Genomic DNA, 21960 nt, shown 5'->3' on the forward strand with positions numbered 1-21960 from the left:
CCTCCGCAACGGCTGAAACAACCGCCTCAGCAACGGCTTGAGCGACCGCCTCAGCGGCGGCTGAACTGACGTACCAGACCGGCGAACGCGTCCTGTTCGTCGGCCGTCAGCGGGACCGACTCCAGGGCCGGGGCCCGCGACTGGCCCGGCAGCGCGCCCAGCGGCAGCGACCGCGTCGGCTGCCGGGGCGGCGGGAAAGCGACGACGCGCACCAGCCGGATCAGACCGACCACCCATGCCACGGTGGCGACCGCGAGAATCGCCAGGCCTATCTGCTGCAGGAACGACACGTGCTCAGGCATGCGGTCCAGTGAACACCACGGTCCGGGCTTTTGGTCCCGGACCGTGACGTATCTCGCAGGACCGGACAGTTCCGGTCACAGGGCCCTCACACGGCGGCCGGAACCTTCGACCCGGTGGCCGCGCCCGACTGCGCCCCGTCGGCGCCGGCCGCCGACTCCGACGGAACCTTGCGCATGCCCTTCAGTACGACGACCAGGGCGGCCGATACGCAGACTCCGGCGGCGATCGCGAGCAGGTAGAGGAACGCGTTGCCGATCAGCGGGACCACGAAGATGCCACCGTGCGGGGCGCGCAGCGTGCAGCCGAAGGCCATCGACAGGGCGCCGGTGACCGCGCCGCCCGCCATGGAGGCGGGGATGACGCGCAGCGGGTCGGCCGCGGCGAACGGGATCGCGCCTTCGGTGATGAAGGACGCCCCGAGCACCCACGCGGCCTTGCCGTTCTCCCGCTCGGTCTTCGTGAAGAGCCGGCCGCGCACGGTGGTGGCGAGCGCCATGGCCAGCGGCGGCACCATGCCCGCGGCCATCACGGCGGCCATGACCTTCAGCGAACCGTCGGTGGGGTTGGCGAGGCCGCCGACCGCGAAGGCGTAGGCACATTTGTTGAGCGGGCCGCCCAGGTCGAAGCACATCATCAGGCCGAGGATCACGCCGAGGAAGATCGCGTTGGCGCCGGAGAGGCTGTTGAGCCAGTCCGTCAGGGCGCTCTGGAGGTTGGCGATCGGCTTGCCGATCACCACGAACATCAGGAAGCCGACGGCGATCGAGGAGAGCAGCGGGATCACGACGACCGGCATGATGCCGCGCAGCACGGCCGGCACGTTCACCTTCTGGATCGCCATGACGACGCCGCCCGCGATGAGTCCGGCGGCGAGACCGCCGAGGAAACCCGCGTTGACGGTGAGCGCGATCGAGCCGCCGACGAAGCCCGGTACGAGACCCGGCCGGTCCGCCATGCCGTACGCGATATAGCCGGCGAGGACCGGGACGAGGAAGGCGAACGCCGCCTGGCCGGTGTAGAAGAGCAGCGCGGCCCAGCTGGTCGTGGAGGACCAGTCGAAGCTGTTGAGGAGGGTCTCGACCTTGACGTCCGCGACCTCGTAGCCGCCGATGGCGAAGCCGAGCGCGATGAGCAGACCACCGGCGGCCACGAACGGCACCATGTAACTGACGCCCGACATCAGCCACTTGCGCAGCTTTGTGCCGTAACCCTCCGCTGATTCACCGGAGTTGTCCACAGGTGTGGATGACGCGTCCGCGCCGGGGGCGGCGGTCGTCTCGCCGCGGGCCGCCTTGTCGCGGACCTCCGTGATGAGTGCGGCGGGGCGGTTGATGCCGGCCTTCACGCCGACGTCGACCGTGGGCTTCCCGGCGAAACGGTCCTTCTCGCGGACCGGCACGTCGTGGGCGAAGATCACGCCGTCCGCGGCGGCGATCACCTCCGGCGCGAGGCGGGTGAAGCCCGCGGAGCCCTGTGTCTCCACCACCAGCTCGACGCCGTCGGTGGCGCGGGCGGTGTTCTCCAGGGACTCGGCCGCCATGTAGGTGTGGGCGATGCCCGTGGGGCAGGAGGTGACTGCGACGATCTTGAAGACCCTGCTCGCCGCGGGCGCGACCGCCTCCCCCGACTCCACGGGCTCCGGCCCCACGAGTTCCGGCTCCACGGGTTCCGGCCCCACGAGTTCCGGCTCCACGGGTTCCGGCTCCACAGGTTCCGGCTCCACGGGCTCCGCCTCTACGGGTTCCGGGGCCGGGGCGTCGCCGCGGATCAGGGCCGCTGTGTGTTGGGCGTCGGTCGCCGCGCGCAGGGCCGCCTTGAAGTCCTCGTCCATCAACTGGCGGGCGAGGGAGGAGAGGATCGAGAGGTGGGCGTCGTCCGCGCCCGCCGGGGCCGCGATCAGGAAGATCAGGTCGGCGGGGCCGTCCGGGGCGCCGAAGTCGATGCCGTGCGCCGCGCGGCCGAACGCGAGGGTGGGCTCGGTGACGTGCGCGCTGCGGCAGTGCGGGATGCCGATGCCGCCGTCGAGGCCGGTCGGCATCTGGGCCTCCCGGGCGGCGACGTCGGCGAGGAAGCCGTCGAGGTCGGTGACCCGGCCCCGGGCCACCATGCGCTCCGCCAGGGAGCGGGCGGCCTCGTCCTTGGTCTGGGCGGACAGGTCGAGGTCGACCAGTTCCGCGGTGATCATCTCCGTCATCGCGGGCTCCTTTGCGTGGTGTGCCGGCTGTTCCTGCTGCGCCTGCGCGGTTGCTGGGCGCTTCCCGTCGGGGCGGGGCTGTTCATCACGTCACCGGTTCCTCGAGAGGGCGGTCGAGCGGCACCTGCGCGGCGAGCGTCACCGCGTCCGGGTCCAGGTCCGCCGGGGTCGGCATCGCACTGCCCGGCAGCTGCACCGCGGCCGCGCCGTGGGCGACCGCCGACGCCAGCGCCCCCGGTCCCTCACCGCCCGCGATCAGGAAGCCGGCCAGGGAGGAGTCGCCCGCGCCCACGTTGCTCCGTACGACAGTCACCGGGGCGCTCGCGTACCAGGCGCCCGTGGCGTCGACGAGGAGCTGCCCGTCCGCGCCGAGCGAGGCGAGGACCGCGGCCGCCCCCAACTCCCGTAGCTCCTCGGCCGCCTTGACCGCGTCGCCGACGGTGGCGAGCGGGCGGCCGACGGCTTCGGCGAGCTCCTCGGCGTTCGGCTTCACCACGTCGGGGCGCTCGCGCAGGGCCGCAAGGAGTGCGGGACCGGAGGTGTCGAGGGCGATCCGGGCGCCCGCGTCGTGCGCCCGGGCCACCAACTCGGCGTACCAGGACGGCGCGAGGCCGCGCGGGAGGCTGCCGCAGCAGGCGATCCAGTCGGCGCCCGCCGACCGTTCGCCGACGACGGAGAGCAGCGACTCGGCCTCGTCGGCGCTGAGTTCGGGGCCCGGGGCGTTGATCTTCGTGAGGGTGCCGTCGGGTTCGGCGAGCGCGATGTTCGACCGGGTCTTGCCCGCGACGGGGACCGGGGCGACCGTGATGCCCTGGCCGGCCAGGAGTTCGGCGACCAGGGCGCCGGGGGCGCCGCCCAGCGGCAGCACGGCCAGGGTGGGGGCGCCGGCGGCGGCGACGGCCCGCGAGACGTTGACGCCCTTGCCGCCCGGGTCCATGCGTTCGCCGGACGCGCGCACGATCTCGCCTCGGTCGAGGCCGGGGACCTCGTAGGTGCGGTCGAGGGAGGGGTTGGGGGTGACGGTGAGGATCATGCCGCGGGTCGCCGCTTTCGTGGGGTCCGTACAGGTGGTGCCGGTGGTGCCGGTGGTGTCGGCGGTGTCAGAGGTGTCGGAGGGGCCAGCAGAGCTGGTTGGGCCGGGGGTCATGCGCGGATCACCTCCGTGCCGCCCGCCTCGATCGCGGCGGCGTGCTCGGGGGCGAGGCCGGTGTCCGTGATGAGCAGGTCGACGTCGGTGAGGGCGCCGAACCGGGCGAAGTGCTCCTGGCCGTACTTGCCGGAGTCGGCTAGCAGGACGACCCTGCGGGCCGCGGCGACGGCCGCGCGCTTCACGGAGGCCTCGGCGAGGTCGGGGGTGGTCAGTCCGGCTTCGGCGGAGAACCCGTTGGCCGCGACGAAGGCGACGTCCGCGCGGATCTCGCCGTAGGCGCGCAGCGCCCAGGCGTCGACGGCGGCGCGGGTGCGGTGGCGGACCCGGCCGCCGATGAGGTGGAGCTGGAGGCCGGGGTGGTCGGCGAGGCGGGCCGCGGTGGGCAGCGAGTGGGTCACCGCGGTGAGCTCGCACTCCAGCGGCAGGGCCGCGGCAAGGCGGGCCACCGTCGAACCGGCGTCCAGGATCACGCTGCCCTCGGCCGGCAGCTCGGCGAGCGCGGCGCGGGCGATGCGGTCCTTCTCGTCGGCGGCGGTGCCTTCGCGCTCGGCGAGGTCGGGCTCGAAGTCGAGCCGCCCCGCCGGGATGGCGCCGCCGTGCACCCGGCGTACGAGACCGGCCCGGTCCAGGGCCTTCAGGTCACGCCGGATGGTCTCGGCGGTCACCTGGAACACCTCGGCGAGCGACAGCACGTCGACCCGGCCGCCGTCGCGGGCGAGGCGGAGGATCTCCTGCTGGCGCTCCGGTGCGTACATGCCCGTTTACCTGTGCCTTCGTCTCTGCGTATGCCCGAATCTGTGACTTCACCCTGAGACTACGACCGGATTTCCGGAAAGTAAACAGGTTCGGGCATCGCGCAGACACAAACAGACATCCGGGGAAGGCCTCCCGAGGGCGCCTCGCGCCTCGGGCGCGGCTAGCCGACCAGTTCGGGCCTGCGCTCGTCATCCGGGGCGCTCTCCGCGGAGGCCTCCGTCGTGTCGCCGGCCGCCTTGCGGGGCAGCGCGAACATCAGCAGGAAGATGCCGACCAGGATGCCCGCGGCCCACAGCAGCGAACTGTGGAAGCCGTCTATGAAGGCGGCGTTCCCCGCGCCCTGCTTCATGTGGTCCTCGACGACGTTGAAGAAGATCACCGAGACCAGGCTGAGGCCGAGCGCGTTGCCCATCTGCATCACTGTGTTGATGAGCCCGGACGCCGAACCGGCGTGCTCGCGCGGCACCTCGGAGAGGATCGCGTCGGTCAGCGGGGCGACGATCAGGCCCATGCCGAGACCCATCACGACCAGCGGCAGCGCCATCTGCCAGGCGGCGATGGACAGGCCGTAGTGCCCGGACTCGTACACGTAGACGAGCACGCCCGCGGCCATCGTCAGCGCGCCCGCCTGGAGGACCTTGCGACCGAAGCGGGGCACCAGCTTCTGTACGGAGATGCCGGCCGCGACGGAGACGGCGATGGAGAACGGCACCCCGGTGACGCCCGCCTTCAGCGCGCTCCAGCCGAGGCCGAGCTGCATGTAGAGCGTCCAGGTCAGGAAGAAGATGCCCATGGTCAGGCCGAAGACGGTCTGTACGGCGATGCCCGCCGCGAAGCTCTTGACCTTGAACAGGGACAGCTCGATGAGCGGGGAGCCGTCGCGCCGCGTCTTCGCCTTCTCGTACGCGATCAGGGCGACGCCGATCGCGACGGACGACGCCATCATCACGAAGCCCCACAGCGGCCAGCCGTTCTCGCGGCCCTGGGTCAGCGGGTAGACGAGGGCCAGCATGGCGAGGGTGACGAGCACGACGCCCACGAGGTCCAGCTTCAGGGCCTTGGGGGCCTTCGACTCGCTGATGACGCGCGCGCCGAGGATCAGGGCCGCGATGCCGACGGGCAGGTTGATGAGGAAGATCGGGCGCCATTCGAGACCCGCGATGTTCCACTCGGTGAGCAGCGCGCCGAGCAGCGGTCCGGTCACCGCGCCGAGACCGACGATCGCGCCGAACAGACCGAAGACCTTGCCGCGCTCGTGCGCCGGGAACGTCGCGTGCACGATCGACAGGACCTGCGGCACCATCATCGCCGCCATGCCGCCCTGGAGGATGCGGGAGGCGACCAGCATCTCGGGGTTCGCGGCGAAGCCGCACAGCGCGGAGGCCACGGTGAATCCGGCGATGCCGAGCAGGAAGAGGCGCTTGCGGCCGAAGATGTCGCCGAGCCGGCCGCCGGTGATGAGCAGCGCCGCGAAGGCCAGCGCGTAGCCGGCGGTGATCCACTGGATCTGGCCGGTGGTGGCGCCCTCGTCGTGCTGGATCGTCGGCAGCGCCACGTTGACGATCGTGACGTCGACGAGGTCCATGAACGCGGCCGTCATCACGATGGCGAGCGCGAACCAGCGCCGCCGGTCGTTGGTGGCGGGTATGTCCGGGGCGGCGGCGGGTGTGGCAGGGGCCTTTGGTGCCTTTGGTTCAGCTGACGCGGTCGGTTCGGTCGGTGAGGTCATGGCAGAAGCCTAGGGACCATCTAGGCCAGTTCGTGTCCTAGACGGGCGGCATCCTTGGGGCATGACGACGACCAGTACGGACACCCCGGCCCGGTTGCTCCAACTCCTCTCCCTCCTCCAGACCCCGCGCGAATGGCCCGGCGGCGAGCTCGCCGAACGGCTCAGGGTCTCCCGGCGCACCGTGCGCAGGGACATCGACCGGCTGCGTGATCTCGGCTATCCGGTCCAGGCCTCGATGGGCGCCGACGGCGGCTACCGGCTGATCGCGGGCAAGGCGCTGCCGCCGCTCGTCCTCGACGACGAGGAGGCGGTGGCGATAGCGGTGGGGCTGCGCGCCGGGGCGGGCCACGCGGTGGACGGCATCGAGGAGGCCTCGGTGCGGGCGCTGGCCAAGCTGGAACAGGTGCTGCCGTCGCGGCTGCGGCACCGGGTCGCCACGCTCCAGGCCGCGACGATCCCGCTGACGTCGGGGGACGGTGCCACCATCGCGCCCGAGACGCTGACCGTGATCGCGTCGGCCACGGCCGGCACGGAGCGGCTCCGGTTCCACTACCGCGCGGCCGACGGGACGGAGACGCGGCGCCTGGTGGAACCGTTCCGGCTGGTCTCCACGGGGCGGCGCTGGTATCTCGTGGCGTACGACATCGATCGCGACGCCTGGCGTACGTTCCGGGTCGACCGGCTGTCGGAGCCGTTCGCCACCGGGGCGCGGTTCGCTCCGCGGGAGGTGCCGGAAGGGGACGCGGCGGAGTACCTGCGGCGGTCGATGGAGGCGCGGGGTGGTGGGGCGTACGAGGCGGATGTCGAGTTCGCGGCGACGGTCGAGGAGGTGGCCGCGCGGGTGCCTCCGGCGGTGGGGCGGGCCGAGCCTCTGCCCGGGGGTGGCTGCCGGCTCCGGGCGACCGCGTCCGGGCCGGTGGAGTGGCTGGCCGTCCGCCTCGCCATGACCGGACTCGACTTCCGGGTCCTAGGTCCGGAGAAGCTGGTACTGGCCGTAGGCGAGATGGGGGCCAGGATGGCGCGGGGTGCGGGTGCGGGTGCGGGTGCTTCGAGCGAGCGGGGCTGATTCATCGCCGGGTTCGGAGTACGGGGCCCTGCCGGGTGCGGGGTCCTGCCGGGTGCGGGGCCTTGTCTGGTGCGGGGCGGGGCCCTGCCGGGTGCGGGAGTTTGCCGGGTGCGGGTCTCGTCGTGGCTGGTCGCGCAGTTCCCCGCGCCCCTGGAGCATGCGGCTTCGCCGCAGCCCCATGGGGCGCGGGGACACGCGCCCGTTGAGATGGCGCACGCAGTGCGCATCTCAGGGGCGCGGGGAACTGCGCGAGAAGCCCCACCGCCCCGCAGACGACGAACAACCCCCTCAGGGCGGCGAAGCCGCATGCCTATAGGGGCGCGGGGAACTGCGCGGCCAACCCCCGCCGGACCCGCAAACGACAAACCAGCCCACGGGGCGGCGAAGCCGCATGCCTTTAGGGGCGCGGGGAACTGCGCGGCCAACCCCCGCCGGACCCGCAGACGACGAACTACCCCACCGGGTGGCGAAGCCGCATGCCGTTAGGGGCGCGGGGAACTGCGCGAACGGGGCGGCTGGCCGGGCCCGGGGTGCCTGGAAGGGCAGGAAACGGGTCGGGCGGCTCGCACAGTCAAGTGCGGGCCGCCCGATGACCTGGTCCCCAGAAGGGCTACGCCGCCGCGTCGAACCCCGTGTCCCGCGCCAGCTTCTTCAGCTCGAGAAGCGCGTGCTTCTCGATCTGCCGGATGCGCTCACGGGTCAGCCCGTGCTCCTTGCCGACCTCGGTCAGCGTCCGCTCGCGCCCGTCCTCGATCCCGTACCGCATCTTGATGATGGACGCGGTGCGCTGGTCGAGGCGGCCGATCAGATCGTCCAGCTCCTCGGAGCGGAGCAGCGTGAGGACGGACTGCTCGGGGGAGACCGCCGACGTGTCCTCGAGGAGGTCGCCGAACTGCGTGTCACCGTCGTCGTCCACCGACATGTTCAGCGAGACCGGGTCGCGCGCCCAGTCCAGGACGTCGACGACACGCTCGGGCTTGGTGTCGAGCTCGGCGGCGATCTCGGTGGGCTCGGGGTCCCGCCCGTTCTTCCGGTTGAACTCGCGCTGGACGCGGCGGATGCGGCCCAGCTCCTCGACGAGGTGGACGGGGAGCCGGATCGTGCGGGACTGGTCGGCTATCGAGCGGGTGATGGCCTGGCGGATCCACCACGTGGCGTACGTGGAGAACTTGAAGCCCTTGCGGTAGTCGAACTTCTCGACCGCGCGCACCAGGCCCGCGTTCCCCTCCTGGATGAGGTCGAGCAGCGGGAGGCCGCTGCGCGGGTAACGGCGGGCGACCGCCACGACCAGGCGCAGGTTCGACCGGATGAAGATGTCCTTGGCCTTCTCCGCGTCGGCGATCAGCGCCTCCAGCTCCTCGCGGGACGCCTTGCCCGCGGCCTCGCTGTCGGAGACCTCCCCGTCGAGGATCTGCTGGGCGTACACGCCCGCCTCGATGGTCTGGGAGAGGTCGACTTCCTTTGCGGCATCGAGCAGCGGTGTACGCGCTATCTCGTCGAGGTACATGCCGACCAGGTCGCGGTCGGCGATCTCCCCGCCTACGGCGCGAACACTGCGTGCCGCATCAGTCTCGCCGGAGGCGGCGGACTTACGACGGGCTACGGCACGGGTTGCCATGCGTGCTCCCTTGCGATGGTAGGTCGGCTGGGCCGGACGGCTCGCACACCCTCCCGGGTGCCCTGCTTCTGATGGAAACAACGACTGGAATCCGGACAGAATTCCCAACCGGCCCCATCATTTTTGTGATCATGCAGTACCCTGTGCCGCCACGCGGCCGCCGATGAGGAGGCGAGTTGATGCCGGAGCCCACAGAGGTGCAGGTCAGGCCAGGAGTCGAAGGTGACCTCGAGGGTCTCACCAGCCTCTACAACCACTACGTACGCGAGACGCCGATCACCTTCGACACGGACGCCTTCGCTCCGGAAGAGCGACGTCCTTGGCTGCTCTCCCACCCTGAAGACGGCCCGTACCGCCTCTTGGTTGCGCAGGAGCGGCGAGAGGGGGCCTTCGGCCCGCTGCTCGGATACGCGACGTCGAGCCCGTTCCGTCCGAAGGCCGCGTACGACACCTCGGTCGAGGTCACGGTGTACTGCGCCCCGGACGCGGGCGGGCGCGGCATCGGCACCCTTCTCTACAAGTCCCTCTTCGAGGCCCTCGCGGACGAGGACGTGCACCGCGCGTACGCGGGCATCACCCAGCCCAACGAGGCCTCGGTCCGCCTCCATACCCGCTTCGGCTTCACCTATGTGGGCACGTACCGGGAGGTCGGCCGGAAGTTCGGCGCCTACTGGGACGTCGCCTGGTACGAGAAGCCGCTCGGCCTGAAGGCCTAGGGCCCGACCAGCCACGACGCTGGCCGCACCCGTCTAGCCGAACTGGACCGACCTCTTCGCCAGTCCCATCCAGAACCCGTCGATCACGGACCGCTGCACCCCGACCCCGCCGGAGGCGCCCGCCTCGGCCACCCCCATCGTCACGAACAGCGGAGCGAAGTGCTCGGTGCGGGGGTGGGCCAGCGCCCCGGCCGGGGACTTGTGGGCGAAGTCGAGCAGCCCGTCGACGTCGCCCGCGTCCAGCGCCCGCTGCCCCCAGTCGTCGAACTCCACCGACCACGACGGGATGCCGCCCTGCCGCAGCGCGGCGAGGTTGTGCGTGAAGAACCCGGAGCCGATGATCAGCACGCCCTCGTCCCGCAGCGGAGCGAGCCGCCGCCCGATGTCCATCAGCTTCTGCGGGTCGAGCGTCGGCATGGAGACCTGGAGGACGGGGATGTCGGCCTCCGGGTACATCTCCACCAGCGGGACGTACGCGCCGTGGTCGAGCCCGCGGTCCGGCACGTCCTGCACCGGGATGCCCGGGGCACGCAGCAGTTTGCGTACGGAATCGGCGAGCTCGGGAGCGCCCGGGGCGGCGTACCGCACCTGGTAGTAGTGCTCGGGGAAGCCCCAGAAGTCGTAGACGAGCGGCACCGTCTCGGTGGCGCCGAGGGCGAGCGGGGCTTCCTCCCAGTGCGCGGAGACCATCAGGATGGCCTTGGGGCGCGGCAGGCCGGCCGACCAGGCGGCGAGCTGTCCCGGCCACAGGGCGTCGTCGGCGAGCGGCGGGGCGCCGTGGCTGAGGTAGAGCGCGGGCATGCGCTCGGGTGCGGGTGCGGTGGACACGGCAACCTCCTTGAACTTTCAAGCTCTGGGTACTGACAAAAGTAGCCGCTGTTTGTTTAATATTCAAGGAGGAGGTCTTTACGATGGAGCCGATGGACAAGAACGAGAACGACAAGACCGAGAGCGGCCGCACCGAGAACGGCCGGACCGTGGACGACAGGCGCGGGTCCGCCGAACCCCAGTGGCTCAGCGCCGACGAGCAGCACGTCTGGCGTGCCTACCTCCATGCCACCACTCTTCTGGAAGACCACCTCGACCGGCAGTTGCAGCGCGACGCGAAGATGCCGCACATCTACTTCGGTCTGCTGGTCCAGCTCAGCGAGGCGCCCCGGCGGCGGCTGCGGATGACGGAGCTGGCGATGAGCGCGAAGATCACCCGCTCCCGGCTCTCGCACGCGATCGCGCGCCTGGAGAAGAACGGGTGGGTGCGGCGCGAGGACTGCCCGTCGGACAAGCGCGGTCAGTTCGCGGTGCTGACGGACGCGGGCCTCGAGGTGTTGAAGGAGACCGCCCCCGGCCATGTCGCGGCGGTCCGCCAGGCCTTCTTCGACCGGCTCAGCCCGGAACAGCAGAAGTCCCTCGGCGAGATCATGAAGATCGTCGCCGAGGGACTCCAGCCGAAGGAGGCCGGAGCGGACCTCCCCTGGCTCAGGTGAGGCCCGGCTCAGGTGAGGCCCGGCTCAGGTGAGGCCCGGCTCAGGTGAGGCCCGGCTCAGGTGAGGCCGCCGGGCCCCGGCCCGGAGGTCAGTGCGCGACCACCGGGATCCTGAACTCGTCCTCGATGCCCTCCGTGTCACCGGACGCCGTGGCCGCACCGGAGCCCGGGGCACGGGTGTTGATGAGGGCGAAGGCGATCGCGGCGGAGACGACCAGGATGCCGACCGCCCACCAGATGGCGTGGGTGTAGCCGCTGACCTGGGCCTGCGCCTGGAGCAGCTGGGCGTTCCGCGCACCGGCCGCGTGGTCCGCGATGTACGCGGTGGTGGCCGAGGCCGCGATCGTGTTCAGCAGGGCGGTGCCGATGGCGCCGCCAACCTGCTGCGAGGTGTTGACCATCGCGGAGGCGACACCGGCGTCCCGCGCCTCGACGCCGATCGTGGCGAGCGACATGGCGGGCATGAACGCCGTACCCATACCGAGGCCGAGCAGCAGCTGACCGGGCAGGATCACGCCGGCGTACGACGTGTCGACCTCGAGCTGGGTCAGGAACAGCATGCCGACCGCCGCGAGCAGGAAGCCCGGGCCCATCAGCAGGCGGGGGCTGACGCGGGTCATCAGGCGGGCGCCGATCTGCGTGGAGCCCGTGATCATGCCCGCGATCATCGGCAGGAACGCGAAGCCGGTCTTGACCGGCGAGAAGCCCTTCACGATCTGCAGGTAGTACGTGAGGAAGAGGAACAGGCCGAACATCGCGATCACGGCGAGGCCGAGGGAGGCGTAGACACCGCCGCGGTTGCGGTCGGCGACGACGCGCAGCGGCAGCAGCGGGTGCTTCACCCGGGCCTCGACGGCGACGAAGGCGAGCAGCAGCACGACGGCGGCGACGAACAGGCCGATGGTGGTCGCGTCGGACCAGCCGTTGGACTCGGCGCGCGTGAAGCCGTAGACGAGGGAGACGAGACCGAGGGTGGAGAGGACGACGCCGGGGACGTCCAGCGGCGAGCGGTTGCGGCCGCCGGCCGGCTCACGGATGACGAGGACGGCGCCGAGCGCGGCGACGGCCGCGAACGGGATGTTGACGAAGAAGGTCCAGCGCCAGTTCAGGTACTCGGTGAGGAATCCGCCGAGGATCAGGCCGACGGCGCCACCGCCACCGGCGATCGCACCGTAGATGCCGAACGCCTTCGCGCGCTCCTTGGCGTCCGTGAACATGACGGCGAGGAGGGAGAGGGCGGCCGGGGCGAGCAGCGCGCCGAACAGGCCCTGAAGGGCGCGGGCGCCCAGCATCATCGCCTCGTTCTGCGCGGCGCCGCCGATCGCGGAGGCGAGCGCGAAGCCGATGAGGCCGGTGACGAAGGTCTGCTTGCGGCCCCACAGGTCCGCGATGCGGCCGCCGAACAGCAGCAGACCGCCAAAGGCGAGCGCGTAGGCCGTGATGACCCACTGGCGGTTGCCGTCGGATATGCCGAGATCCGTCTGGGCGGAGGGCAGGGCGATGTTCACGATGGTGGCGTCGAGGACGACCATCAGCTGGGCGAGCGCGATGAAGACGAGTGCCTTCCAGCGGCGCGAGTCGCCTTCGAGAGGTGCCGTTTTCGGCAAGGGGGTACCCACAGCGGGACTCCAAGCAAGTCGTGTACGTCGGGAAAGACGTGAAAGTCGTAGATAAGGCTGAGAAATCGGTGCGGTACGGAGATGTGGGGCGGCAGCCCCCGCATCCCTACGCGTGCGGGGCGCGGGCGGGAACTCGGCCCCGGAGGGTCAGTCCTTGCGGAGGTCCTCCAAGGTCGCGGCCGCGCCCGGGAGTTCCGAGCGGGCGGGCGCCATCAGGCCGTCGAGGAACAGTTGCAGATGGCGGTGGACGTATCGGTCGAAGTCCAGGCAGGCCTTGCCGGGCAGCGGCCGGGTGAGCTGGGAGAGGGCGACCATCAGATCTCCGACGCCGACGTCGGTGCGCAGCTCGCCGGCCGCGCGGGCGCGCCCGAGAAGGTCCTCGATGCCGGCGGTCAGCCGGCCGAGGGAGGCGAGCAGATCGGGATGGTCCTGGTCGAAGGTGGTCTGCAGCGTCGGACAGAGCGCGCCGATGCGCTCGTCGGCGGCGGCGTGCACGAAGGTCCGCAGCGCGTCGAACGCGCCGCTCTCGCCGGCGTCCTCGGCGGCGAGTCCCTTCTCGGCGTGCTCGATGACGCGGTCGGTGACCGAGAGGACCACGTGGTGCATCAGCTCGCCGCGGTCCTTGAAGTTCCGGTACAGCGTGGCGTTGCCGACGCCGGCACGGCGGGCCACTTCGTCGAGCGGGAGGTCGGTCCCGTACTCCACGAGCAGTTCCCGCCCGGCGGCGACGATCCGCTCCCGGTTACGCAGGGCGTCGGCCCGCGGTCGCGGGGCTCGGCGCTGCGACTCGGCGGGGGCGGCGGTGGCCACGGCGGTCTCCTTCGGTCGTTGATCGTGCTCGGTCCGGGTCTCTGTGTCCCGGGACCCGCTCTCTGCGCCCCGCGGACTGTTCCTGTGTTCCAGGAACTGTTCTCTGTGTCCCAGGAACTGGGGAGCGAGTCCCCGCTTCGTGCGGACTCACGGTTAAACGGGGAGAGCCTCCCCGGTTATTTCCCGGTACCCCTGTGACCTGCCTCACACCTCTTTTCCGGCAGAAACCCACGATCGGCGCACCCAGCGCGCGACCCGCCGCACCTCGACACAGGGTGATCGAAAGGGACCCGAGCGTGAGGCGGTTCGGATGCGGCAGCAGCGGATACGCGGGGGCCGGCGCGGTGCGGCGCTCGCCGGGGCCACTGCCGCGGCCCTCGCGCTGACCATGACCGCGAGCACCGGCCGGCTGCTCGACGCCTCACCGACCGCGGCCGGCCCGGTGGCGCCGACCAGGGCGATCTCGCTCGAACCCTGCATGATCCGCGGCGCGATGGGCGTCCAGATGTCGGAGGGACTGCCCACGTCCTCCGGCTACGCCCGCTCCACCGGCACCGTCCGGGCCCTCAACCTCATGATCGACTTCCCGGACGCGCCCGGTGAGGGCACCGCGATGCACCGGTTCAGGGAGTTCTTCCCCAAGACGCAGAACTGGTTCCGCACCGGGTCGTACGGCCGCCTCACGTACCTTCCCGAAGCCCCCGTCAAGCACTGGCTGCGGATGCCGAAAGCGTTCTCCGCGTACGGGATAGAGCGCGGCGCCCCCTTCGAGCCCGGCTACCGCGAGCTGGTCGACGACATCGTGGCGGCCGCCGACCCGGACGTGGACTTCGGCCGCTACGACCTGGCGAACATCCTGGTCACCCCGAACGCCGGCCCCTCCGCGCTCGACACGGTCCTCTCGGTGACGTTCGCCGGCAACCGCGAGGCACCGGTCGCCGACGGCCTCCCCTTGTCGAACGCGTCCTTCGTCTACTCCCGCCAGGACGACGGCTCCGGTTCGTACGCCGAGACCGGCTACCGCGTCCTGCCGCACGAGAACGGCCATGTCTTCGGCCTGCCCGACCTCTACACCCAGGACGGCGGCGGGGCCGTCGGGCACTGGGACATCATGAGCGAGGACTGGGGCGTCGGGAACGACCTGCTCGGCTGGCACAAGTGGAAACTGGGCTGGCTCGACGACGCCCGGATCGGCTGCGCGGCGCGGTCCGGCACGACGGAGCACCTGCTGTCGCCGCTCTCGCGGGACGACGGCGGTGCCGGTACCGATACCGCGACCGGTACCGGCGCCGGCAGCTCAGGCCCCAAAAGCTCCGGCTCCGGTACGAGGCTGGTGTTCGTCCCGCTGACCGCGAAAACGGGGTACGCGATCGAGGTCCGCACGCAGGAGGGCAACGACGAGGCGGTCTGCCGCCCCGGCGTCCTGATCTACAAGGTCGACGCGGACGTGGACACCGGACGCGGCCCCATCACGGTGAAGGACTCCACCCCCGACAGCGGCGGCTGCACCCGCCGCCCGAACGTCCACGCGGAGCTGTCCGACGCGACGTACCGCGTGGGCGAGGTGTTCAAGGACCGCAGGGCGGGGGTGCGGGTCTCCGTGGCGTCGGTGGACTCGTCCGGGAACTACCGGGTGTACGTCACTCGCCGCTAGCGGCATCCCGAGAACGGCCGAGGTCACCGTCGGGGCGGCCGAGGTCACCATCAGGGTGGCCGGGTCGACCGGGCTCGAACCTCAGCCGTACCTCCCGCTTGAGCACCTTCCCGGTGGCGTTGCGCGGCAGCTCCGCCTCCTGCACCAGCACACGGGCGGGCACCTTGAACGCCGCGAGGGACAGGGCGGCGAACTCCCGCAGGGTCCGCTCGTCCAGGCCGGAGCCGGGGCGGGAGCGGACCACGGCGGCGACCTCCTCGCCGAGCACCGGGTGCGGCACCCCGACGACGGCCGCCTCCAGAACGTCCGGGTGGCCGTGCAGGCAGCCCTCGACCTCGACGCAGTACACGTTCTCGCCGCCCCGGATCACCATGTCCTTGATCCGGTCGACGACGCTGATCCGGCCCTCGGCCAGAACCGCCAGGTCCCCCGTACGGAACCAGCCGTCGGCCGTGAACGCCGCTTCGGTCGCCGCCGGGTCCTCCCAGTAGCCCCGGATGAGGCTCTGCCCGCGCAGCCACAGCTCACCGACCTCACCGTCGGGCAGCGGCTCACCGCCGGGCCCGGCGATCCGTACCTCCACAGCGGGCGCGGGCTTGCCCACGCTTTCGGGCCAACTCCGGTACTGCGCACCGAAGTTCGCCGTGACGCCGCCCAGCGTCTCGGTGAGGCCGTAGCCGTTCCGGGGCTCGATGCGCTCGCCGTGGCGGGCGGTGAGGCGGCCCACGATCTGCGGCGGCGCGGCGGCTCCCCCGGTGTTGAAGCCCGTCAGCGTGGGCAGCGGGTCACCCAACTCCTCGGCTCGGTCCAGTAGTTGCAGCGCGGTCGCCGGCACCCCGCCGAAGGCGGCGACCCCGTGCTGCCGGATCGCGGCGAGCGCCTTGTCCGTGTCCCACTTGCGCAGCAGCACCAGCGTGCCGCCCGCGGCCATCGCTCCGTAGAACCCCGTGAACGCCGCCACGTGGAAGAAGGGGAAGGTGAGCAGCCCGACCGGGGCCGGTCCCTGCCCGGGCACGAGGCCGCGCGCCAGAGCCGAAAGGGCCGCGAAGTAGCGGGGGTTGGCGATGGCTCCCATATGGGCGTGGTGCGTGGCGACGGCGCCCTTGGGCCGGCCGGTCGTGCCGGAGGTGTAGAGGATGGTGGCGTCCGCGTCCGGTGCCACGTCGACGTCGGGCGGCCCGAGCAGCGGATCGGCGGCCGGCAGTTCCCCGTACCGCTCGACGCGTGCGCCTGCGACGTCCCGTCCCTCCTCGTGGAAGACGAGCACCCAGGGCGCCTTCTCCGGTGCGCCCTCCCGCCACGCGGCGATGCGCTCGTACCGCTCCCCGTCCACGAGCAGCACGCCGGGACGGCAGTCGTCGAGGGCGTAAGCGAACTCGTCGGCGGTCCACCACGCGTTCAGCGGCACCGCGACCAGGCCCGCCAACTGGGCTGCCCAGAACGCCACTTGCCACTCGGGGTGGTTCCGCATGGCGATGACGGCACGGTCGCCGGGCCGCAGTCCGTACCCGCCCGCGTCCTCGGCGTCGAGGAAGCGCCGGGCGAGGGCGCTCGCGGCGGCGAAGAACTCCCCGTACGTCATCCGCCCGGTCTCGGAGATCAGGAACGGGGTGGACCCGAACGCCCACGTCGTCTCGGCGAACTCGCGCAGGGTCCGCGGCCCCTCGGCGTAGGCGAGCCGCCCGTCCTCCCCGCGCACCACGGCGAAGGGAGCACCCGGCGCGGTCAGCAACGCTTCCAGGGATTCCATCCCCGGACGCTACGTCCCCGCGCCCACCCCCCGTCAAGACACGCGACAGCACCCCCGCCACCGTGCCGGGCCAGGGAAATCGAGGTGAAAGCGCTGCTTCCTACGCTGCGGCCATGGAAATCACGGCCCCCGGGCCGGCCGCCGTGCGGGGCGGCCTTCAGCTTCGTCCGTTTCGAGGGCTGCGCTATGTACCGGAGCGGGCCGGGCAGGTCGGCGCACTCACCGCGGTCACCGCGGACGGGGTGCGGGACGCGGAGCCCGGCGATCCGTTCCACATCGTGCGGCTGCTGCTGCCGCGCGGGCGGACCACCGCCGACCGCTCCGCGGACGCCGTGCGGACCCTGGCCCACTGGCTGTCGGAGGGTGTGATCGCCGCCGATCCCGAGCCCGCGCTGTACGTCTGTGAGCAGCGGGGCGACGGTTTCTCGCAGTGCGGGATCGTCGGCGCGCTGCGGCTGCCGCGCCAGGGCGAGGACGTGGTGCTGCCGCACGAGGACGTGTTCGAGCATGTCGTCGCGGACCGGGCGGCCGTGCTGCGGGCGACGGCCGCGCAGTTGGAGCCGATGCTGCTCGCCTACCAGGGGGACGCCGGGCCGGACGGGGCCGGGGGTGTCGTCGAGCGCACCGTGCGGCGGCCCGCGCTGGTGACCGCGGTCATGGACGACGGCGTGCGGCACCGGCTCTGGGCGGTGACGGACCCGGCGGAGCTGGCGCGGATCGACGCCGATCTGCGGGGCCGGCAGGCGATGATCGTGGATGGACACCACCGGTGGGCCACCTATCTGCGGGTGCGGGACGAGGTGCGGTCCGGTGCGGGTCCGCGGGCGGAGGGGGACTGGGACTTCGGGCTCGCCCTGCTGGTGGACACGGAGCGCTACCCCTTCCGGGTGCGGGCCATCCACCGCGTGCTCCGGCGGCTGCCGGTGGCCCGGGCTCTCGCCGCGGTCGAGGGGGCGTTCCGGGTGCGCGAGGTGCGGGGGGAGCTGGCGGCCGCGATGGAGGCGTCGGCCGAGGCCGCCGGTGGCACGGGGAACGCGTTGTTGCTGGCGGGAGGCGCGGCCGGGGAGTTCCACCTCCTGGACCGGCCCGATCCGGCGCTGCTCGCGCGGACCGTGCCGGGCGACCGGCCCGCGGCCTGGCGGGAGCTGGACGCCACCGTGCTGCACAGCACCCTGCTCGCGCATGTGTGGGGTGTGCCGGACGAGCCCGAGGAGATCGGCTACGTCCATGACGCGGCCGCCGCTGTCGAGCAGGCGCGGCGGGAGGGCGGTACGGCCGTGCTGATGCGGCCCGTGGGTGAGCGGACCGTCCGGGAGCTGGCCGGGGTGGGCGTGCGGCTGCCCCGCAAGTCGACGTCGTTCGGGCCCAAGCCCGCCACCGGCCTCGTGATGCGGAGCCTGGACGAGCCGCCCGTGCCGTGACGCCGTGAAAGTTCCCCGGAGAGAGGGCGCCTTGCCGCTGAGGCAGCAGGGCGCCCTCTCTCGTGCGCTCGGGTCACGCGGCCTGCGGGCCGTCCAGGTGGCGGCTCTCCAGGAGGCCGTCCAGGTACTGCGCGCGCATCGCCGCGCGCTGGATCTTGCCGCTGGTCGTGCGCAGCACCGCCCCGCGCCTGACCAGGGCCACCGCCGCCGGTCTGACGCTGAAGTCACGGGCGATGTTGCCCCTGATCCGGGCGGCGAGGAGCGGGAGTTCACCGGCGCCGACCGAGCCGCGTACCTCGTGCACGACGACGAGCTGCTCCTCGGTGCCGCCGTCGGCGGTGGCCACCGGGACGGCGAACGCGGCGCCGAACAGGCCCACCAGCTCCGGATGACCGCGGCGCAGCGCGTGCTCCACGTCCTGCGGGTAGATGTTGCGGCCACGCAGGATCAGCATCTCCTTGAGGCGGCCGGTGACGTAGATCTCGCCCGCGTGGAGGGTGCCGAGGTCTCCGGTGCGGACGTAGCCGGTGTCTCCGTCGAGGGTGCTGACGCCGAACGTGGAGCGGGTGGCCTCCTCGCGGCCCCAGTAGCCCTGGGCGACGCTGGCCCCGCGCAGCCAGATCTCGCCGACGCGGCCCTTGGGCAGCGCCTCGCGGGTGGCCGGGTCGACGATGCGGACCGTGTACTCCTCGGCCGTGCCGCAGCTGACCACGTCACGGCCGGCCCGGTCCTCGGTGACGGGACGGAACTCGTGCTGTTCCAGGGCGGCTTCGTCGACGCGGGTGACGGCCAGTTCGCGCGGCCCGGTGCCCGAGATGAACACGGTCGCCTCGGCCATGCCGTAGCAGGGTGCCATGGTGTCGCTGCGGAAGCCGGCCGGGGCGAAGCGCTTGGCGAACGCGGTGAGGGTGGAGGCCTGGACCGGCTCCGACCCGTTGGCGGCGAACCGCCAGCAGGACAGGTCGAGGTCGGCGAGCTGTTCGTCGGTGATCTGCCGTGCGCACAGCTCGTACGCGAAGTTGGGCGCCGCCGACCAGTTGATCTGGTATTTGTCGATCATCCGCAGCCACCAGTGCGGCCGCTTCAGGAACGTCGTCGGGCTCATCAGGACGCAGGAGCCGCCCAGGAGCAGCGGCGGCAGCAGGATCGCGAGCAGCCCCATGTCGTGGTACTGCGGGATCCACGAGCCGAAGCGGGTGGTGCGGTCGAGGCCGAAAGCGGCGCTGAGCGCGGCCGAGTTGTGCAGCAGATTGCCGTGGTGGACCATCACTCCCTTCGGGTCGGACGTGGAGCCGGAGGTGTACTGGAGCAGGGCCAGGGTGTCCTGGCCGACGTCGGGCACCTGCCAGGCCTCGGCGTGCGCGTCGGTGAAGCCGGGGCCGTCGGTGACGGCGCAGGTGATCTCGCGGCCCGGGTCCGAGCCCGCCCAGTCCAGGACGTTCGCGGCGACGGCCTCGCTGGTGAGGACGGCGGCGACGGCCGCGTTCTCGACAATGGAGTCCACGCGGCGGCGCTGGTGGCTGTACTGGCCGGGCAGCGAGGACGGGACGGCGACCATGCCGGCGTAGAGGCAGCCGACGAACGCGGCGGCGAACTGGAGGCTCTCCGGGTACAGGAGCAGGACCCGGTCGCCGGGCGCGTACCTCTCCTGGAGCCAGCCGGCTATCTTGCGGGCCTCGTGGTCGAGTCTGGCGTACGACCATGTCTCGTCCCCGCCCGGCGAGTTGGGGTCGCGGACGAAGATGACGGCGGGGTCGTCCGGGGTGACATGGGCGTTCGTACGGATGCGGGCCATGGCGCTGCGGGCCTGAAGGAGCGTGTGGTCGTCCGTGAGCATGGGGTCCCCAGTCGTAGTGGGCGGCGGGTGTGGGTCGGCGGACGCGGTCACCAGTCGGTGGCCTCGCCCAGGGCCAGCAGGTCGTCCAGGTCGCCGGCCGTGACCAGGGCGGCGCCGGCCACCGGGGCGTCCGGGTCGTCGACCGCCTCGGTGAGCAACCGCACGTAGGAGTCGAGCAGCCGGCGGACGGTGGCCTCGTCGAACAGGTCGGTGGCGTAGCGGAACACGGCGGTCAGTGAGGTGGCGCTCTGCCGCATCTCCACGTTGAGGTCGAACTGGCCCTCCAGCTGCGGTACGTCGATCAGCTCGATGCGCAGTCCGGCGTACTCGGTGTCCGTGCCGCGGGCCGCGGCCTCCGTGACCCGCATCAGGAGGGGTTCGAGGCGGCCGGGCGCGACCATCGTGAACACCATCCGCACGGGCGGGTTCCGGCTGCTGTACGGCTCTTCCCCGGCGAGCAGGGCGTACGGGTAGCCGATGTGTTTCATGGCCCGCATCACCTGGCGCTGGGCCGTGTGCGCGGCCTGCCCGAAGGTGGTGGTGTCGGTGAAGTGGGCGGGCAGGACGAGGGTGTTGACGAGGTAGCCGACGACCTCGCGCATGCCGGGGCCGCTGCGGGTGGTCGTCGGGCAGCCGACGAGGAAGTCGCGGCGTCCGCTGTAGCGGTGCACCAGGGCCTGGAAGACGCCGAGGGTCAGCGCGAACGGGGTCACTCCCGCCCGCTTGGCGGCCTCGCGCAGGCGGGGCACGAGCGCGTCGGGGATCCGGGCCTCGCAGGTCGCGCCGTTGAAGACGGCCGGCGGGCGCGGGGTCCGCGGCCGGTCCGAGGGCAGCTCGGCGGCGGCGGTGTCGGCGCAGAACTCCTCCCAGAACGTCACCAGCTGCTCGCGGCGGGGTCCGCCGAGGAGCTCCTGCTCGCCCCGCACGTAGTCGTCGTAACCGCGGGCCAGGGGCGGCGGCGCGGTGTCCGTCGCGTAGGCGTCGAGCAGGTCCTGGAGCAGCAGCCACTGGGAGGTGGCGTCGGTGACGATGTGGTGGGCGCTGACGACGATGACGTGGTCGTCGTCAGCGACGCGCAGCAGCAGGGCGCGGCAGGTGCCCTCGTCGGTCAGGTCGAAGGGGGTGTCCCCGAACGCCTTGACGTGCTTCTCCAGCTCCCCGGCGTCGGTGACCCCCGGGACCTCCCGGACCTGGAGGGGGACCAGGTCCGGGAGGCCGATCAGGCGCTGCGGTCCTGCCGCGGTCTCGGTGAAGGTGGAGCGCAGCACGTCGTGCCGCTCCACCACGGCGCGCAGCGCGCGCCGCAGCCGCGCCTCGTCGAGTGCGCCGCGCACCCGCAGGGCGGCCTGCACGTTGTAGGCGGGGCTGTCGGGCGCCATCCGGTACAGGAACCAGAGCGCTTCCTGCCCGATGGAGAGGGATCGCTTGGAAAGGGATGGCTTGGAGAGGGATGGCTTGGAGAGGGATCGCTTCTCGGGCATCACCGGGCGGCGAGTTCGGAGTGGATGTGGGCGGTGAGCGCGTCGATCGTGGGGTGGTCCCAGGCGAGGGTGGCCTCGACGAGGATGCCGAACTCGTCCTCCACGTCGCCGCAGAGGGTCAGCGCGTACACGGAGTCGAGGCCGATCTCGACGAGCAGGTCGTCGGCGGCGATCTCGGCCGGCTCGGTGTCGAGGAAGTAGGCGACGCGCTCGGTCAGCCAGGTGCGGATCGTCTCGACGGCGGTGGTGTCGACGGCGGTGGTGTCGGCGGGGGTGGTCTCGACGGGGGTGGTCTCGATGCCGGTGGTGGCCATGAGGAGGCTCCTGGTGATGTGAAGGGTGTGGAAATTGGTGGGGTAGGGCTTCTGGTCCG

18 protein-coding genes are annotated in these 21960 nt (G+C 71.9%); 5 read left to right on the forward strand and 13 right to left on the reverse strand.

Features of this window, described 5'->3' with window-relative positions; all coding sequences use genetic code 11:
- Nucleotides 1-50 precede the first annotated feature (50 nt).
- The 5 genes from ABD366_RS41655 to ABD366_RS41675 all read right to left on the reverse strand — a co-directional run bounded on the left by ABD366_RS41655 (nucleotide 51) and on the right by ABD366_RS41675 (nucleotide 6132).
- Nucleotides 51-302 carry a hypothetical protein gene (locus ABD366_RS41655; protein ID WP_324771435.1) on the reverse strand — a complete coding sequence of 84 codons (252 nt, stop codon included), beginning with the start codon at nucleotides 300-302 and terminating at the stop codon, nucleotides 51-53.
- Between the two features lie 86 nt (nucleotides 303-388).
- Nucleotides 389-2497 (reverse strand): PTS fructose transporter subunit IIABC, encoded by a 2109-nt coding sequence (locus ABD366_RS41660; RefSeq protein WP_324771436.1) that lies wholly within the window; start codon nucleotides 2495-2497, stop codon nucleotides 389-391.
- 85 nt (nucleotides 2498-2582) lie between these two features.
- A complete protein-coding gene (gene pfkB / locus ABD366_RS41665) occupies nucleotides 2583-3530 on the reverse strand; it encodes a 1-phosphofructokinase (RefSeq protein ID WP_324771472.1) in 948 nt (315 codons plus the stop codon).
- Nucleotides 3531-3640: 110 nt separating this feature from the next.
- Nucleotides 3641-4402, reverse strand: coding sequence for a DeoR/GlpR family DNA-binding transcription regulator (locus tag ABD366_RS41670; RefSeq protein ID WP_324771437.1), 762 nt, complete (start codon nucleotides 4400-4402; stop codon nucleotides 3641-3643).
- A gap of 161 nt (nucleotides 4403-4563) precedes the next feature.
- Nucleotides 4564-6132: an MFS transporter gene (locus tag ABD366_RS41675; RefSeq protein WP_411293778.1), complete on the reverse strand. Its 1569-nt coding sequence runs from the start codon at nucleotides 6130-6132 to the stop codon at nucleotides 4564-4566.
- 61 nt (nucleotides 6133-6193) lie between these two features.
- Between ABD366_RS41675 and ABD366_RS41680 the strand changes: the two genes are divergently transcribed.
- On the forward strand, nucleotides 6194-7198 hold the full coding sequence (locus tag ABD366_RS41680; protein ID WP_324771438.1) for a helix-turn-helix transcriptional regulator: 1005 nt from the start codon (nucleotides 6194-6196) through the stop codon (nucleotides 7196-7198).
- Nucleotides 7199-7808: 610 nt separating this feature from the next.
- Here ABD366_RS41680 and ABD366_RS41685 read toward each other — a convergent pair.
- On the reverse strand, nucleotides 7809-8816 hold the full coding sequence (locus ABD366_RS41685) for a sigma-70 family RNA polymerase sigma factor (RefSeq protein WP_324771439.1): 1008 nt from the start codon (nucleotides 8814-8816) through the stop codon (nucleotides 7809-7811).
- 179 nt (nucleotides 8817-8995) lie between these two features.
- Here ABD366_RS41685 and ABD366_RS41690 point away from each other — a divergent pair, with 179 nt between their 5' ends.
- Nucleotides 8996-9532, forward strand: coding sequence for a GNAT family N-acetyltransferase (locus tag ABD366_RS41690; protein WP_324771440.1), 537 nt, complete (start codon nucleotides 8996-8998; stop codon nucleotides 9530-9532).
- Between the two features lie 33 nt (nucleotides 9533-9565).
- Here the strand turns inward: ABD366_RS41690 and ABD366_RS41695 are convergent, their stop codons facing one another.
- The gene (locus ABD366_RS41695) at nucleotides 9566-10333 is read right to left on the reverse strand and encodes a dioxygenase family protein (RefSeq protein WP_324771474.1); all 768 of its coding nucleotides are present in this window, start codon (nucleotides 10331-10333) and stop codon (nucleotides 9566-9568) included.
- 119 nt (nucleotides 10334-10452) lie between these two features.
- On the opposite strand from ABD366_RS41695, the gene ABD366_RS41700 reads away from it, so the two are divergent.
- Nucleotides 10453-11016, forward strand: a complete 564-nt coding sequence (locus tag ABD366_RS41700) for a MarR family winged helix-turn-helix transcriptional regulator (protein WP_324771441.1) — start codon at nucleotides 10453-10455, stop codon at nucleotides 11014-11016.
- Between the two features lie 88 nt (nucleotides 11017-11104).
- On the opposite strand, the gene ABD366_RS41705 is transcribed toward ABD366_RS41700, so the two are convergent.
- Together ABD366_RS41705 and ABD366_RS41710 are read right to left on the reverse strand one after the other, a co-directional pair.
- Nucleotides 11105-12634, reverse strand: coding sequence for an MFS transporter (locus ABD366_RS41705; RefSeq protein ID WP_324771442.1), 1530 nt, complete (start codon nucleotides 12632-12634; stop codon nucleotides 11105-11107).
- A gap of 147 nt (nucleotides 12635-12781) precedes the next feature.
- On the reverse strand, nucleotides 12782-13444 hold the full coding sequence (locus ABD366_RS41710; protein WP_324771443.1) for a TetR/AcrR family transcriptional regulator: 663 nt from the start codon (nucleotides 13442-13444) through the stop codon (nucleotides 12782-12784).
- A 310-nt stretch (nucleotides 13445-13754) separates the two neighbouring features.
- On the opposite strand from ABD366_RS41710, the gene ABD366_RS41715 reads away from it, so the two are divergent.
- Nucleotides 13755-15098 (forward strand): M6 family metalloprotease domain-containing protein, encoded by a 1344-nt coding sequence (locus ABD366_RS41715; RefSeq protein ID WP_324771444.1) that lies wholly within the window; start codon nucleotides 13755-13757, stop codon nucleotides 15096-15098.
- Here ABD366_RS41715 and ABD366_RS41720 read toward each other — a convergent pair.
- Nucleotides 15085-16848 carry a class I adenylate-forming enzyme family protein gene (locus ABD366_RS41720; protein WP_324771445.1) on the reverse strand — a complete coding sequence of 588 codons (1764 nt, stop codon included), beginning with the start codon at nucleotides 16846-16848 and terminating at the stop codon, nucleotides 15085-15087. The two genes, ABD366_RS41715 and ABD366_RS41720, sit on opposite strands and share 14 nt — an antisense overlap.
- Before the next feature lie 113 nt (nucleotides 16849-16961).
- Between ABD366_RS41720 and ABD366_RS41725 the strand changes: the two genes are divergently transcribed.
- A complete protein-coding gene (locus ABD366_RS41725; RefSeq protein WP_324771446.1) occupies nucleotides 16962-18269 on the forward strand; it encodes a DUF1015 domain-containing protein in 1308 nt (435 codons plus the stop codon).
- Nucleotides 18270-18342: 73 nt separating this feature from the next.
- On the opposite strand, the gene ABD366_RS41730 is transcribed toward ABD366_RS41725, so the two are convergent.
- Genes ABD366_RS41730 through ABD366_RS41740 form a run of 3 tightly spaced genes read right to left on the reverse strand, consistent with a single transcriptional unit; the run spans nucleotide 18343 to nucleotide 21901 of the window.
- A complete protein-coding gene (locus tag ABD366_RS41730) occupies nucleotides 18343-20106 on the reverse strand; it encodes a fatty acyl-AMP ligase (RefSeq protein ID WP_324771447.1) in 1764 nt (587 codons plus the stop codon).
- Nucleotides 20107-20153: 47 nt separating this feature from the next.
- Entirely contained in the window at nucleotides 20154-21587 is a 1434-nt protein-coding gene (locus tag ABD366_RS41735; RefSeq protein WP_324771448.1) for a condensation domain-containing protein, read from the reverse strand.
- Nucleotides 21587-21901 carry an acyl carrier protein gene (locus tag ABD366_RS41740; RefSeq protein ID WP_324771449.1) on the reverse strand — a complete coding sequence of 105 codons (315 nt, stop codon included), beginning with the start codon at nucleotides 21899-21901 and terminating at the stop codon, nucleotides 21587-21589. The genes ABD366_RS41735 and ABD366_RS41740 overlap by 1 nt, the downstream gene beginning before the upstream one ends.
- Nucleotides 21902-21960 lie beyond the last annotated feature (59 nt).

Source organism: Streptomyces kunmingensis (assembly GCF_039533535.1).
GTDB classification, from domain to species: domain Bacteria; phylum Actinomycetota; class Actinomycetes; order Streptomycetales; family Streptomycetaceae; genus Streptomyces; species Streptomyces kunmingensis.

Coding starts and splice junctions, on each gene's coding strand:
- ABD366_RS41670 (WP_324771437.1), bottom strand. CDS start 4,402: ATGTACGCACCGGAGCGCCAGCAGGAGATCCTCCGCCTCGCCCGCGAC.
- ABD366_RS41695 (WP_324771474.1), bottom strand. CDS start 10,333: ATGCCCGCGCTCTACCTCAGCCACGGCGCCCCGCCGCTCGCCGACGAC.
- ABD366_RS41685 (WP_324771439.1), bottom strand. CDS start 8,816: ATGGCAACCCGTGCCGTAGCCCGTCGTAAGTCCGCCGCCTCCGGCGAG.
- ABD366_RS41730 (WP_324771447.1), bottom strand. CDS start 20,106: ATGCTCACGGACGACCACACGCTCCTTCAGGCCCGCAGCGCCATGGCC.
- ABD366_RS41735 (WP_324771448.1), bottom strand. CDS start 21,587: ATGCCCGAGAAGCGATCCCTCTCCAAGCCATCCCTCTCCAAGCCATCC.
- ABD366_RS41700 (WP_324771441.1), top strand. CDS start 10,453: ATGGACAAGAACGAGAACGACAAGACCGAGAGCGGCCGCACCGAGAAC.
- ABD366_RS41690 (WP_324771440.1), top strand. CDS start 8,996: ATGCCGGAGCCCACAGAGGTGCAGGTCAGGCCAGGAGTCGAAGGTGAC.
- ABD366_RS41655 (WP_324771435.1), bottom strand. CDS start 302: ATGCCTGAGCACGTGTCGTTCCTGCAGCAGATAGGCCTGGCGATTCTC.
- ABD366_RS41675 (WP_411293778.1), bottom strand. CDS start 6,132: ATGACCTCACCGACCGAACCGACCGCGTCAGCTGAACCAAAGGCACCA.
- ABD366_RS41725 (WP_324771446.1), top strand. CDS start 16,962: ATGGAAATCACGGCCCCCGGGCCGGCCGCCGTGCGGGGCGGCCTTCAG.
- ABD366_RS41680 (WP_324771438.1), top strand. CDS start 6,194: ATGACGACGACCAGTACGGACACCCCGGCCCGGTTGCTCCAACTCCTC.
- ABD366_RS41660 (WP_324771436.1), bottom strand. CDS start 2,497: ATGACGGAGATGATCACCGCGGAACTGGTCGACCTCGACCTGTCCGCC.
- ABD366_RS41715 (WP_324771444.1), top strand. CDS start 13,755: ATGCGGCAGCAGCGGATACGCGGGGGCCGGCGCGGTGCGGCGCTCGCC.
- ABD366_RS41740 (WP_324771449.1), bottom strand. CDS start 21,901: ATGGCCACCACCGGCATCGAGACCACCCCCGTCGAGACCACCCCCGCC.
- pfkB (WP_324771472.1), bottom strand. CDS start 3,530: ATGATCCTCACCGTCACCCCCAACCCCTCCCTCGACCGCACCTACGAG.
- ABD366_RS41720 (WP_324771445.1), bottom strand. CDS start 16,848: ATGGAATCCCTGGAAGCGTTGCTGACCGCGCCGGGTGCTCCCTTCGCC.